Here is a 13,282-nt window from a genome sequence, read left to right as displayed (position 1 = left end):
GTAATAAGGACAAGCATCATGCTCATTCATCCTAGTAACTATAATCAAAGGAGAGGAATTTAATATGAGGTACAAAAATCCGAACACGGAAGGTGCAGTCGTTCATTTCAAGGTTCGGTATGATAACTATATTGGAGGCGAATATCGTCAGCCGGTTAAAGGGATGTATTTCGAAAATGTCAGTCCGGTAACAGGAGAAGCGTTCTGTGAAATTGCACGGTCGACGAAGGAAGATGTGGACCTGGCTGTTCAAGCAGCGACGGAAGCAAAAGATACTTGGGGCAAAACGTCGGTTGCCGAACGGGCAAATATATTAAATGAGATCGCCAGGCGCATGGAAGAAAATATGGAGAAGCTCGCTGTTGCAGAGAGTTGGGATAATGGAAAAGCGGTCCGGGAACCGTTAGCAGCAGACTTGCCTTTAGCAATTGATCATTTCCGTTATTTTGCAAGTGCGATTCGTGCGCAAGAAGGCGGCATCAGCCAAATCGACAATGATACGGTAGCTTATCACTTCCATGAGCCGCTTGGAGTTGTTGGACAAATCATTCCTTGGAACTTCCCACTCTTGATGGCAACTTGGAAGCTGGCTCCGGCACTTGCTACTGGAAACTGTGTCGTATTAAAACCAGCGGAACAAACACCTGCATCAATTCATGTTCTGCTTGAGTTGATTCATGACCTATTACCACCGGGAGTACTCAACGTAGTAAATGGCTTTGGACTCGAAGCAGGAAAACCGCTTGCCACACATCCTGGCATTCAAAAGGTCGCTTTCACTGGTGAAACGACTACTGGCCGACTCATCATGCAATATGCGTCAGAGAATATCATTCCAGTAACTTTAGAACTCGGCGGAAAATCTCCGAATATCTTTTTTGAAGATGTGTTCGATCAGGATGACGGATTCCTCGATAAAGCGGTGGAAGGATTTACAATGTTCGCGTTAAACCAAGGAGAAGTTTGTACTTGTCCTTCCCGCGCTTTGATTCATGAATCGATTTATGATGAATTTATGGACCGAGCCCTTGCACGCGTGAAAGAAATTAAGATCGGTCATCCACTTGATACTACAACAATGATGGGTGCTCAAGCCTCTACGGAGCAAATGGAAAAAATCACTTCCTACCTCGATATCGGAAAACAAGAAGGCGCGGAAGTTCTTCATGGCGGCAATGTGAATCGTCTCGAAGGAGAACTTTCAAACGGTTATTATGTAGAGCCGACTATCTTCAAAGGAAACAATAAAATGCGGATTTTCCAAGAAGAAATTTTCGGTCCCGTAGTTTCCGTAACAACATTCAAAGATAAAGAAGAAGCACTGGAGATTGCGAACGACACACTGTATGGACTAGGTGCCGGGGTTTGGACACGTAATATTAATACGGCATACCGTTTCGGACGTGAGATTCAAGCTGGACGTGTCTGGACGAACACGTATCATCAATACCCTGCCCACGCAGCATTCGGAGGCTATAAAAAGTCAGGAATCGGTCGGGAAAACCATGCAATGATGCTCTCCCACTACCAGCAAACAAAGAACTTGCTGATCAGCTATAGTGAAGGGCCTGCTGGATTGTTCTAATAGAAGGAAAGGAGCTAATTCAACGAAAGATTAGCTCCTTTTTTGCATAGGTTACTAGCAAGGAGGGATTGCGATGGTTGAACGTGTGATTGCAACAGATACCGCATTGCAGTTAATCGATAAGCTGAAATATATCCATGGGCCACTCATGTTTCATCAATCTGGCGGCTGTTGTGATGGAAGCTCGCCGATGTGTTATCCACGTGATGAATTCCGTACCGGAGAATCAGATGTTTTACTCGGTAAAATTGGCGACACACCCTTTTACATGTCAAAAGACCAATATGAATACTGGAAACATACTCAATTGATCATTGATGTCGTCGATGGCAGAGGCGGTATGTTTTCCTTGGAAGGTCCTGAAGGGAAGCGTTTTTTAACACGCTCAAGGGTATTTACGGAGGAAGAAAGAAAAGAGTTAGCTCTCTAATATTCTATAAGAACCTGTATCCGGGCCCTTAACCCAAGAGGACCCTGCTAATTTATAATAACTTCCTTATGAAAGTTATGAGCAGCCCAGTTTCCTTCCATTTCAAATAATTCATAGACTGTTTCCTGGTCCTGTGGTGGTTCATTCACCCATTCCAGTAGCCTCCTGACAACAGATGTTTTCTCAGGGAAATACTTTATAAAGACTTCCGCCTGTTCAGCAAGGCGTGTCGTCCATATTTGCGAGCGTACCATCACCATGGAATAATAGGTTCGAATCAGTTTACGGGAAAAGTTTTGCACAACTGTATGCCACTCTTTCTCAGAAGCCTTATTTAACTTTTCCAGCGTTCTAGCAAGCATGTCACCAATATCTCCGTTAAAACTAATTGCGATTTCAGCTGATAATTTATACGGACCAAATTGCTCCCCTACGTCTTCACCGAATACACAAACAGATATTTCCTTGATAAAGGCATTTTCATAATAATTCTTAGGATCCATGATATCTTGATAATTCGCAACTGCTATTCCGACATCACGAACCAAGGATTCATATTGGGCAGATAACCCTTGAGCAAGCTCCTTTAACACAGACTTCTCTCTCGAACTTAGTTCACCATGAAACATCGCGATGACATCCAAGTCCGATTTAGAAATTACCGCATCTCCTCTGGGCACACTTCCGTACACATAAACACTGTGAAGCTGATATTGAAATAACACTCGAAGACGTTCAACAGAATCCCTAATGCAAGGCAGGAAAACAGGATTTATCTTCTCCACACTTACATCACTTATAATATATCCTTGATTGTCAAGACCATACCCAGCTTTTAACCTTGTCATTGTGAATGACTCCCCTCTTCCGTACAGATCATAACCCTACATATTCCAAATAATTCCCATACCCTTTGACGATCGACAATCCATCCTGTACCAATCCATTCCAAATTTCCGCATCCAAAGCAAATGGACCGGTCGCCTGCAGTTCAGCAATTCGTCTTTCAGAGATGACAGTTTCATAATATGTTTCCTCTAATCTCACGATAAAATGATAATCTGCCAATTTCATAATGTTCACCGCATAGTTTCCGTCCCATTCCAGAAGTTGCCGCTCTATTCCCTCACCAACAAATAGCAGGAAGTCTTCACTCTCATAATTTTTGGCAATCATTCCTCTAATCCATCCACTCGTATTCATCTTATTCTATTCCTCCTTTAATTTTCCTGGAGGATAACAAAAAGAACGCCCTTTGCTGCATACGGAGTGCAACAAAGGGCGAAAGTTTTCCGTTCCTCTTGTTATCATCCAAAGCAGTTTCGCTTTGCTGGGTGGAGCACCTTACTTGTTCGAGCAGGTTGCTGTGAAGTCATCGAGCCAGTTCTCTCATTCACTCTTGATAACTGATTAAGTTGTAATTATGTTTTATCACAAGATTCACAGTTTGTAAAGTTCTTGAATAACACGATTCATTCGAAATAAAATGATTTCAATCACGAATTTCATCTCTTAACCTGTTATAATAAGTATAACTTTTATATGAATTTATCAATCTGAATTCGAAAGGTGAGCTGCTATTTAGATGGGCACAATGAACGTAATTGCAAAACGTATTATAATTGGAATACTTATCGTTATTGGTATACTTATTACATATTTTTATTTCTCACAAATCTCCCCGATTCTGCTGGCATTTTTACTCGCTTTGATTTTTGAGCCATTTGTCCGTTTTCTGATGAAGCGATTTAAATGGCAAAAACGAATATTACCCGTACTCATCACCTTTCTTTCCTTTTTAGTTCTTAGCGGACTGTTGATTTATTTTACTGTCGTCGTTGTATTTGATATTCTCTACAGCTGGGCATTTCAGATTCCTAGCTATGCGGTGGAAATACAGAAATTCATCGAAACAAATATTGAAAGCTTCTATCTCTTTCTCCAGGAAGTACCGATGGCGGATGTGATCATTGAAGAATTGGAGGCTCTGTCTTCTGACTTCATGCAGACTGCTTTAAGTATCACCACCTCTATTATTACTGGGATTGGCTCCTTTGTACAAAGTATGGTGTCTGCGATTCCAAATTTGATTTTTGTATCGCTTTTCTTCTTGATTGCTCTTTTTTTATTCAGCTTGGAATTACCAAGAGTGAAGAAAATCTTCTGGAGTTGGTTCAGCTCTGATCTATCCAAAAAGCTTCAAGTCGTTTCTAAGCGGATGGGTGAAGTGTTTCTCGGGTACTGGAAAGCACAGTTCATTTTGAGTGTCGGTGTATTCATTTTATGTTATATCAGCCTCAAATTTATCGCACCTGGATCCGCCTTGATCATGTCGATAGTTATTTGGGTGGTCGACATCATTCCGCTCTATGTCGGTCCAGCTTTGGTCCTTGTACCATGGGGAATATTTGCAATGATTCTCGGAAATACATTTACAGGAATCCAGCTTCTCGTGCTGACGGTTGTATTACTTGTTCTGCGCCGGATCATTGAACCGAAAGTATTGGGTGACTCTATTGGGTTAGCTGCCCTTCCAACGGTTTTATCGATGTATTTTGGATATGTATTCGGAGGCATACTCGGGTTGATTTTCGGGCCATTCGTCTATATCGCATTTCAAACAGCAAAAGAAGCTGGTCTGTTCAAACTTACTGCTAAAGCGGATCAATCAGGCATAAAACCTGATTAATCCGCTCTTTTACTTTCGATATACATCTACTTTATTGGAATCAACAGAAATTCGATACTGATTGGAAGTGGTAATCTCCAATGGGTAAACCGCAGATATTTTATCTGAGAAGAACCATTGCCTTCCAGGTTTATTGAGGATGATAAAAATCCCCTTAGATTTCTCTCCCATAAAGTTAAGCGATGTGATGCTGATTGGTTTATCATCCCGTTCATGGATACCAATTTCAATCAATCTATTTCCAACAGTTACAACATCCTCAACTGTAAGGCCAATTTCACTAATATTTAGTACATCTTCTACAGAGAATGGCCCTTCTCCCCTTTCCGAGATAGAATGTCTGGAGATAAACTCTACTACATTACCAGCAGGATCATAAAAATAGAATGCATGGGCATCAGAGTAGGAGAAATAAACTTCATCTTCCCCCTCATTTTCGTTCAATGGCACTCTTTCTTTAACCCATGATTTAGCTTCTTCGAATTTATTTGCAAAAATGTTAAAAGCAAAATGATAATACGGATCACCTTTTACATTTTCTGTTGTGAATTCCAACTCACTAGAGCCTGCTTGGATACGAAATCTATTTTCATCTTCCATTACTAGCGGAAATCCGAAAGTATCTACATAAAATTCTTTCATTTCCCTAATGCTTTTAGTTTGAAGAGTCAATCGTTCTATTTCCATGACAAACCCACCCCTTATCCATCCATACTTTGTATCATCAATGCTTTAACGATTCTTTCTCAACTGCATTCCCTCAATCAAACGAAATAGTTGATTAGTAGTAAACTCTAGGTTTCGATAAGTTGTATCAAAGTCCATCGCCTCATCCAGAGACAAAGGAGCATGTAAGATAGAAAAACAGGCTGTCATCCCTTGTTCATTCAATTGGAAGTTTTCATGATTCACACCGCCAGCGAGGGCAATCACTGGTACACCATGCTTTTTAGCTAGCGCTGCAATGCCGAGTGGAGCTTTTCCCATTGATGTCTGTCCATCCAACATCCCTTCCCCGGTTATCACTATATCCACCTCTTTTACATACGTTTCCATAGCCGTAAATTCCAACACGAGCTCTATTCCGGATTCTAAGCTTGCTTGTAAAAATCCTGCAAATGCTGCACCAAGACCTCCAGCTGCACCTGCTCCTTCAATAGCATGAATATCTATTTCCAAAACATCTTGCACAATATCCGCGAAATGCCGAAGACCTTCATCTAACTGCTCGACCATTTCTTGGGAGGCACCTTTTTGTGGGCCGTACACGTGGGCCGCTCCATTTTCACCGTAGAGATGATTATTCACATCACAGGCTACTTGAAATTGGCACTTATTTAATAATGGATGAACGTTGTCTGTACGAATATGTTCGATCTTTTTCAGCGCCTCTCCTCCTGAGGTCACTTCTAGTAACTGTTCATCCAGAAACTGAAAACCTAACGCTTGCAGCATACCTACACCAGCATCGTTCGTGGAACTGCCACCTAAACCAATGATAAATTTCCGGCAACCTTTTTCCATCGCATCAACTATGAGCTCGCCGACTCCATATGTTGTTGTTTTTAATGGATTTCTTCGCTCAGTTGGTACGAGCGGAAGTCCACAAGCTTCAGCTACCTCTATCATAGCGGTCTTCCCATCCCCAGAAATTCCATATGAAGCGATGACCTTTTCTGTCAATGGCCCTTGTACTTCCTTTTTCACCCATCTACCGTTCGAAGCTTCAATAAGTGCTTCCACCGTCCCTTCCCCACCATCTCCGAGAGGAATTCGATTAATCTCTGCTTCTGGATATACATCATAAATACCTGAAGCTATAGCTTCACTCGCTTTTTTAGAAGTAATGCTGCCCTTGAAAGAATCAATAGCTATCAACACCTTCATATTCTGCCTCCTAACATAGACTATATATTAAAACTGCTCTCAACTCATTCAGCTCCCTATCTGATTTGAATATATACTGGATGAGCCGAACCTTCAAATCAAATTAGCTAGATAACTCTCTATATATCATTACTATCGCTCTAATAGGCAGACCTAAATAGGCAGAATGGCCCCTAGGAAAATAATGGATAGTATAGTTAAATCATAAGAAAGGGAGGGAGAAGTTTGATAGAAACATTATTTAATTATGGGATTCTTTTCGGAGTTGTCATATTTTTTGTGATCATTGTCTCCTTGGTGAGCCGTTCTCGTATACTTTCTTCTCTATTCAAGTTTTTAGGTAAGCTGTTGTTGGTACTGTTGCAGGTTGCTATGCTTGCTGTATTTACTGTCATCATCAGCTTGCTCGTCGGGTTGATCATCTTCATTCACCCGTTGGTATTAGGAGAGCCGCAATTTTTTGCGAATGGAGAAGCGGTTCATCTTCTGGCACCTGAACCTGATGGTTATGGTCTGATGCAATTTGCTTTTACTTATGGAATCATGTACATTATCTTATATTTTATCGCTTTACGATTCCTTGCCAAGACAGGAGTCACAAAATTCTTCTATAGCATCGCAAGGAAAATCCGGATGATTTTCCCTTACCGGCGGAGCCACAAATACTTGGAAACAAAACTTGTCGGTACAGCATGCCAGTTGCTCACTACCAGCTGCTTGATCCTATTATATCCACTGGTTATTGCTACCCTGTTTCCGCATCTTGAATTGACGATGACAGGTAATGTCGCCATCTTTATTTGTCTATTCATCTTTTCTATGGTTCCACTGCCTGGTTATGCAGATACAAGAGAAGAGAAACAACGACCGTATTTACGGACGGGAACGATGAGAAATAGAATCTAGCACTATGCATGAAAAGCAGATCAATCCTTTAGATCGATCTGCTTTTCTTCATTCCTGATTACCTATATACCACTTTAAACCGTTCACAGACAATCAACATATCCTCTTCAAATTCTCTTTTTATTCCCTTCAATTCACGTGCAAAAAAATCTTCATGGACCTTCCTCCAATAAGCAAGTGAACGGTCCCCCTCACCCTCCAGATAAGCATGTTCTGCCGAGACTTCATGAAATGGGATCAACTCTATTGATGTCGTTTCGATCATGCCAACCGCTTGTTCCTTACCATTAAGAATCACATTGTGTAATCCCACGTAAGGCAACTCCTCGTTTTCCAATTCGTACAGTAAATGCAATGATGATGTTGCTGTTTTTGTTCCGTCAAAGACCAACTCTGCAAGCTCATCCGCCGATTCTTTAGAATCACCAAATGCCCACGCATCATATGTTTCAGGTGCAGCTGGATTTGTCTTACAGAACTCATTCCACATGTTTATGACCGATTGATTTTTCATATTCATCTACCTTTCTATGCTTTCGACTAATGTTTCCCATTTCTTTTCCAAAGCTTCTTTTTCACTATACATCTCTTGTAATATCTCAACATCCTCAATCTCTAACAGTTTGTCATCCAGTTCATTTATTTTCTTCTCTAAAGCATCTAGTTCTTCCTCTACTTTAAGTCCCGAATCTTTTTGCAACGATGAATTTCGCTGTCTTGGAGCCTGTTTCTTTTCACTGGCACCCAATTCGATTCGATGCTGTCTCTGCTCTTACATCTTCTCCCTTGCCCATGTATAACTGCCGTCGAAATGATACATTTTCCTATCTTCAAGCCAATAGATCTTCTCAAATAATTTATTCAAGAAATAACGGTCATGAGAGACAGCTAGAATCGTACCATTATAATCCTCCAGCGCTTCTTCCAATACTTCCCGTGAGTCGATATCCAAGTGGTTTGTCGGTTCATCTAAAATCAATAGATTCACATCCTGGTGCATAAGCTGCGCCAATCTTAGCCGCATACGTTCACCACCACTTAAGCCGGAAACTTTTTGAAAAACTGTATGACCATAAAACATGAACTTGGCCAGTATCCCCCTTGCCTCACCTTCAGTCACCTTCACCTTATCCCGGAATGCATCCAATACTGTTTCATCGGCGGCCTCTTGGAAAACATGCTGTGACAAATATCCGATTTTAACATTACTACCGACACGAACCTCGCCCTCGTCAGCCGTCATTTCTCCTAATATCATTTTCAGTATTGTAGATTTTCCTGTACCATTCTGACCGATGATTGCTGCTCGATTTTGATAAACAAGATGCATCGACACATCCTGGAATAATTGCTTATCCCCAAATCTTTTACAGACGTTCCGCAATTGGATGACGTCCTTCCCGCTTCGATCAGAGGCCTCCATTTCCAAGTCCATTTTCTTCCGTTGCATTACTGGGCGATTCAATTTCTCCATTCTTTCTAGCGCTCTTTCCATATTACGCGCCCTTCGATGTAGATCAGCATTCGGTGGATTTGCCCGGTTAGCCCAGTCCCGAAGCCGCTTGATCGCTTCTTTCACCTTCTTGATTTTCTTCTGTTGCTCCTCATAATCTTGGAAAGCCTTTAATAACCTTTTCTCTTTTTCTTCCACAAATCCAGAAAAATTGGTGTGGTACGTCATCAGCTCCCCATCCTCTAAATCAAGTATTTTATCGACCACTTCATCAAGGAAATAGCGGTCATGTGAAATGACGAGGACAGTTCCTTTATAATTCTTTAAAAATTCTTCGAGCCATTCTACAGCCAGTAAATCGAGATGATTCGTTGGTTCATCCAGCAATAACAATTCTGGTTCCTGAAGCAACAGCTGACCGAGTCCGACCTTCGTCTTCTCTCCTCCACTTAAACTGGAAAAAGCTTGATCTATAAAATCGACCATGTCTAACCCGTGAACAATTTTCTCCATACTTGCTTCCATTTCATAGCCGCCTTGTATAGAAAACTGTTCCTGCAGCTTGCCGTATTCGGACACCAATTTTTCCAATTCCTCCGTGTCAGACTCACTTGCCATTCGTTCTTCCATCTTCTTCATTTTATATTCCATGTTAGTTAAATCTGAAAAAGCCCTTTTCAGTACATCCCATGCTGTACCCTGCGACTCTTCCGGAAGCTGTTTCAAATAGCCGATGGAGGCACCCTTTTTCCAATGAATCTTTCCGGCATCGACCAACTCCTCACCTGAAAGCAGACGAAGCAATGTCGTTTTTCCACTTCCGTTCCTTCCCACTAAAGCGACTCTTTCATTTTCTTTTATCTCAAACGATAGATTTTCAAAAATCATGTTACCACCGTACATTTTGGCAATATCGTTTACACTACAAATTATCATTTTTATCCTCCTTCATTGTAAGTACACAAAAAACCATGAGAAGACATACTCCCCATGGTTTATAGATGCTGCAAATCAGCATCAAAATAAAAAGGAGTACATGAAAATGCACTCCTTTTCCAATATAGCTTTTAATCAACAGACGACGGCTATATCCCCTTCAAATACGAGGTGGAGAATTAAAAATCCGTCAATCCTTGATTTCTTTTATGGGTAAAGAGATGTTTCCACTGTTTCAGCTTGCTATTTAGTTGTTAAAAAAGGACACACTTATCCCGTTAACAACCAAACATGCAAATTTTGCACGGACAAAATAAAGAAAATCTTCTACAAATCCATGCACTAAAACAGTATCATTAAACATCCTTTCCCACCTCCGTTCATCAATATAATTACAGTTTACCATTTTCCGAAAGTTTCCACAAGCAGATTATTCATTTGGATTAATCACGAACTCCACTCGACGATTTTTCTGCCTACCATCCTCATCTTCATTTGAAGCAATCGGCCTGGTCAATCCGTAACCGTTCGTCTCAAATGTTAAATGATCAAGGCCACCATTTTCCTGGATATAAACTTCCACCGCTTCTGCCCGTTCTTCCGATAATTTCTGGTTCAACTCTTCGCTGCCTGAGTTATCCGTGTGTCCGTTAATTTGGATGACCGTTCCTTCTTCTACCTTTTCCAATGACCCGAGGAAATCATCAAGAGCCGCTTCTGCCTCTTCCCTTAATTCACTTTCACCAAAATCAAATAAAATATGATCCGGCAGCTGGATTTTCGTTTCTTCCCCATCAACCGTTATCTGGGAATCTTCAGGCAAGTTATAATCGAACTCAGGAAAATTCGGATAAAGTTTTAATTCAATTCCTTTTACCCCTTCTTCATTCTCTATCACTTGCTCGCCTTCCATGTAAGCAAAGTCCTCCCCATAAACATTAAAAGTCTCATCAGGGTCTTGATGGCTATAATTCCCCCATGTTGAAAACTCGATGAAACCAACATCTGTGATAGAGTCATACGGAATCCGCAATAAAAAAGTTCCATCCCGCTTTACGTTATCTTCACTGCTGAACCAATGTTGTGGTAGTGCAGCTTTCTCTGAGGAATAATAAACAGCCCTGACATTCGTTCCTTCTAATAGATTTGATTTTCCTTCCACATATAAATAACGGTGATCATTCGTTACGTCCGTATCAACCCATACTTCCTTTTCTCCGTAGTCAGTCGGAGGATCTGTGTATTCAGGAGCCTCAATCAAATATTCCGTTTCTTCGCCGCCGACTAAAATATAAATTGGAGCGTAAGCCTTATATTTCGTTTCTCCTGATTGATCATATGGATAAATAAATGGCCCTTCCATTTTTTCTCCCTTTTCACCATAGAGTAAGATTGTTTCTTCTGGTTGCATCGACATTTTCACTTCGATCGCCAACTCAATATAACTTTGATCAAAACTTTCCCCAGGTGGAGGAAATTCGAAATGGAAGCTTCCATCACTTTCCACTTTTGCATTCTCTGACCCACAAGCTACACAAATTAGATGTCTTAATGTAAAGGGAGAGCGGTAACGGGTAACTTGAACATTCGTTCCTTCAGGTAAGTTACTTTCTCCTTCTACAATCATGGCATCATCCGTAAGCGTCACTTTTCCTCCTAAAGAAACCTCAGCACTTTGTTCAACCTTTTCCGCGTCTTCTATGTCATCTTCTTCATTTACTTCTGCTGCCACTTCCTCAACTATTTCGCTCTCTTTCGTTGATTCATCCTCAGCAGGTTCCTCCTCTGCTTCCCCCTGACAAGCTGTCAAAAATAAAATAAAAATTAATGCTAAAACGGCTAACCGTTTCACGGCATCATCCCCCCAAACCTAGTCTATCCATATCTTAGGAAAGTTTAAGAGAAAATGAAATAGCTTCAAAGTTCTAAACAAGACAGCCCTCCAGTACGTTTTTCCTGGTTTTCGTTTTGAATAAGGGTTGAAATAACTGCTCCATAAAGAGCATAACGCGAAACATATTTTAATCCTCGAAGGAGCGAAAATACCTTCCCTCCGCCAAATTTGCTATAATATCTATGACAACACAAGAATTAAAGGAGACAGAAATGGATGAAAAAATTTATCAACGCAAACATCTACGGAGACCCAGAGTCTCAAGAAATCCTCATCGAAAATAACCAATTCAAAGCAGTTGGCAATAACTTGGGAGACGCAGACGAAGTAATCGACCTTGAAGGCCGTCTTGTGCTCCCACCATATGTCGATCCCCACCTCCACTTGGATTACATCTTCTCAGGACTTGGCGAAGGAAACGCCAACGTATCCGGTACACTTTTTGAAGGTATCCAGCGCTGGAGCGATAACAAAAAGTCATTAACAGAAGACTTAGTTCGAGAAAGAGCTTTAAAAGGAATCAAAAAAGAAGTAAGTCATGGGGTGCAGTTCATCCGTAATCATGTTGATATTACCGATCCGAATCTGACGGGAATGAAAGCTTTACTTAAACTCCGCGAAGAATTAAAAGATATCGTTACCCTTCAACTTGTCGCCTTCCCTCAAGAAGGATTTTTTCGCTACAAAGGCGCAGAACAATTAATGGAACAAGCATTGGAAATGGGTGCGGATGTCGCTGGAGGTATCCCACATTTTGAGATTTCCTACGAGCACGGTGTGGAGTCTCTGAAACGGATTGTTGACTTGGCAATTAAATATAATGTCATGATTGATATCCACTGTGACGAAAACGATGATCCAAACAGCCGCTTCCTCGAAGTACTAAATGCGCTAGTGATGGAAAAAGACTACGGAGAATATACAACCGCAAGTCATACGACAAGCTTCGGTGCAGTAGAAAACAGTTATGCGAATAAAATGATGGGCTTATTCAGAGAATCAAAAATCAACTTCATCTCTTGTCCTACAGAAAACGCCCACTTACAAGGACGTGGCGACAATTATCCGAAACGCCGTGGTCTCACAAGAGTGAAGGAATTACTCGAAAATGGCAACAACGTCGCATTTGCCCAAGATTCAATCGCAGACTACTGGTATCCATTAGGTAACGGAAACATGATGAACATCCTAGATAACGGAATCCATTTGGCACATTACACCCATATCGATGAAATCAATAAAGCATTCGACCTCATCACGTATAATGGCGCGAATATTATGCGGGTCAACGATGAGTACGGAATTGAAGCAGGCAAACCAGCGAACTTTATCGTACTGGATGCAAAGGATGCTTATGAAGCGATTCGAGAGCGTGCCGAAGTGTTAGCTTCTGTCCGTAACGGAGAATACTTATTTAAACGCGAACCGAGAAAAAATGATGTTGAAATTGACTTCTTAAAATAAAAATAAAAAAATCCCCCTCTCCACATTAGGAGGGGGAT

General features: G+C 41.1%; 14 protein-coding genes and 1 riboswitch. Of the genes, 5 read left to right on the top strand and 9 right to left on the bottom strand.

What is annotated here, in order from left to right:
* Positions 1–64: 64 nt before the first annotated feature.
* Both adh and ACFSBH_RS18160 read left to right on the top strand, forming a co-directional pair.
* Positions 65–1,585, top strand: coding sequence for an aldehyde dehydrogenase (gene adh, locus ACFSBH_RS18165; RefSeq protein WP_379598977.1), 1,521 nt, complete (start codon positions 65–67; stop codon positions 1,583–1,585).
* 73 nt (positions 1,586–1,658) lie between these two features.
* The gene (locus ACFSBH_RS18160; RefSeq protein ID WP_251515562.1) at positions 1,659–2,015 is read left to right on the top strand and encodes a DUF779 domain-containing protein; all 357 of its coding nucleotides are present in this window, start codon (positions 1,659–1,661) and stop codon (positions 2,013–2,015) included.
* A gap of 47 nt (positions 2,016–2,062) precedes the next feature.
* Here ACFSBH_RS18160 and ACFSBH_RS18155 read toward each other — a convergent pair whose 3' ends face one another.
* Together ACFSBH_RS18155 and ACFSBH_RS18150 are read right to left on the bottom strand one after the other, a co-directional pair.
* Entirely contained in the window at positions 2,063–2,863 is an 801-nt protein-coding gene (locus ACFSBH_RS18155; protein ID WP_379598975.1) for a nucleotidyltransferase domain-containing protein, read from the bottom strand.
* A 28-nt stretch (positions 2,864–2,891) separates the two neighbouring features.
* Complete coding sequence (locus tag ACFSBH_RS18150) at positions 2,892–3,218, bottom strand: hypothetical protein (RefSeq protein WP_251515564.1); 327 nt, start codon at positions 3,216–3,218, stop codon at positions 2,892–2,894.
* Between the two features lie 98 nt (positions 3,219–3,316).
* A riboswitch (SAM riboswitch) is annotated at positions 3,317–3,424 on the bottom strand.
* A 185-nt stretch (positions 3,425–3,609) separates the two neighbouring features.
* Between ACFSBH_RS18150 and ytvI the strand changes: the two genes are divergently transcribed.
* Positions 3,610–4,704 (top strand): sporulation integral membrane protein YtvI, encoded by a 1,095-nt coding sequence (gene ytvI / locus ACFSBH_RS18145; protein ID WP_379598972.1) that lies wholly within the window; start codon positions 3,610–3,612, stop codon positions 4,702–4,704.
* A gap of 9 nt (positions 4,705–4,713) precedes the next feature.
* Here ytvI and ACFSBH_RS18140 read toward each other — a convergent pair whose 3' ends face one another.
* Complete coding sequence (locus ACFSBH_RS18140) at positions 4,714–5,391, bottom strand: VOC family protein (RefSeq protein WP_379598970.1); 678 nt, start codon at positions 5,389–5,391, stop codon at positions 4,714–4,716.
* A gap of 45 nt (positions 5,392–5,436) precedes the next feature.
* Positions 5,437–6,591 carry a glycerate kinase family protein gene (locus tag ACFSBH_RS18135; RefSeq protein WP_251515568.1) on the bottom strand — a complete coding sequence of 385 codons (1,155 nt, stop codon included), beginning with the start codon at positions 6,589–6,591 and terminating at the stop codon, positions 5,437–5,439.
* Positions 6,592–6,816: 225 nt separating this feature from the next.
* Here ACFSBH_RS18135 and ACFSBH_RS18130 point away from each other — a divergent pair, with 225 nt between their 5' ends.
* A complete protein-coding gene (locus ACFSBH_RS18130) occupies positions 6,817–7,497 on the top strand; it encodes a hypothetical protein (RefSeq protein WP_379598967.1) in 681 nt (226 codons plus the stop codon).
* Positions 7,498–7,555: 58 nt separating this feature from the next.
* On the opposite strand, the gene ACFSBH_RS18125 is transcribed toward ACFSBH_RS18130, so the two are convergent.
* From ACFSBH_RS18125 to ACFSBH_RS18105, 5 genes are all read right to left on the bottom strand, one after another.
* Positions 7,556–8,017, bottom strand: a complete 462-nt coding sequence (locus ACFSBH_RS18125; RefSeq protein ID WP_379598965.1) for an ASCH domain-containing protein — start codon at positions 8,015–8,017, stop codon at positions 7,556–7,558.
* Entirely contained in the window at positions 8,018–8,245 is a 228-nt protein-coding gene (locus ACFSBH_RS18120; RefSeq protein ID WP_379598963.1) for a hypothetical protein, read from the bottom strand.
* A gap of 24 nt (positions 8,246–8,269) precedes the next feature.
* Positions 8,270–9,886, bottom strand: coding sequence for a ribosomal protection-like ABC-F family protein (abc-f, locus tag ACFSBH_RS18115; RefSeq protein ID WP_379598961.1), 1,617 nt, complete (start codon positions 9,884–9,886; stop codon positions 8,270–8,272).
* 247 nt (positions 9,887–10,133) lie between these two features.
* Entirely contained in the window at positions 10,134–10,250 is a 117-nt protein-coding gene (locus ACFSBH_RS18110; protein WP_285853793.1) for an RAxF-45 family protein, read from the bottom strand.
* Positions 10,251–10,316: 66 nt separating this feature from the next.
* On the bottom strand, positions 10,317–11,738 hold the full coding sequence (locus ACFSBH_RS18105; protein WP_251515572.1) for an OmpA family protein: 1,422 nt from the start codon (positions 11,736–11,738) through the stop codon (positions 10,317–10,319).
* A gap of 258 nt (positions 11,739–11,996) precedes the next feature.
* On the opposite strand from ACFSBH_RS18105, the gene ACFSBH_RS18100 reads away from it, so the two are divergent.
* Positions 11,997–13,244, top strand: a complete 1,248-nt coding sequence (locus tag ACFSBH_RS18100; RefSeq protein WP_379598958.1) for an amidohydrolase family protein — start codon at positions 11,997–11,999, stop codon at positions 13,242–13,244.
* Positions 13,245–13,282: the final 38 nt, after the last annotated feature.

Origin of the sequence: Oceanobacillus luteolus, assembly GCF_042678205.1 — a bacterium.
GTDB classification, from domain to species: Bacteria; Bacillota; Bacilli; order Bacillales; family Amphibacillaceae; genus Oceanobacillus; species Oceanobacillus luteolus.
Note: the sequence above shows the minus strand (reverse complement) of the source record. Positions and strands in the feature narration are given on the sequence as shown.

Bases quoted from the DNA above. Each gene is read 5' to 3' on its own strand.
- ytvI (WP_379598972.1), top strand. From the start codon at position 3,610: ATGAACGTAATTGCAAAACGTATTATAATTGGAATACTTATCGTTATT.
- ACFSBH_RS18140 (WP_379598970.1), bottom strand. From the start codon at position 5,391: ATGGAAATAGAACGATTGACTCTTCAAACTAAAAGCATTAGGGAAATG.
- ACFSBH_RS18135 (WP_251515568.1), bottom strand. From the start codon at position 6,591: ATGAAGGTGTTGATAGCTATTGATTCTTTCAAGGGCAGCATTACTTCT.
- adh (WP_379598977.1), top strand. From the start codon at position 65: ATGAGGTACAAAAATCCGAACACGGAAGGTGCAGTCGTTCATTTCAAG.
- ACFSBH_RS18160 (WP_251515562.1), top strand. From the start codon at position 1,659: ATGGTTGAACGTGTGATTGCAACAGATACCGCATTGCAGTTAATCGAT.
- ACFSBH_RS18110 (WP_285853793.1), bottom strand. From the start codon at position 10,250: ATGTTTAATGATACTGTTTTAGTGCATGGATTTGTAGAAGATTTTCTT.
- ACFSBH_RS18150 (WP_251515564.1), bottom strand. From the start codon at position 3,218: ATGAATACGAGTGGATGGATTAGAGGAATGATTGCCAAAAATTATGAG.
- abc-f (WP_379598961.1), bottom strand. From the start codon at position 9,886: ATGATAATTTGTAGTGTAAACGATATTGCCAAAATGTACGGTGGTAAC.
- ACFSBH_RS18125 (WP_379598965.1), bottom strand. From the start codon at position 8,017: ATGAATATGAAAAATCAATCGGTCATAAACATGTGGAATGAGTTCTGT.
- ACFSBH_RS18100 (WP_379598958.1), top strand. From the start codon at position 11,997: ATGAAAAAATTTATCAACGCAAACATCTACGGAGACCCAGAGTCTCAA.
- ACFSBH_RS18155 (WP_379598975.1), bottom strand. From the start codon at position 2,863: ATGACAAGGTTAAAAGCTGGGTATGGTCTTGACAATCAAGGATATATT.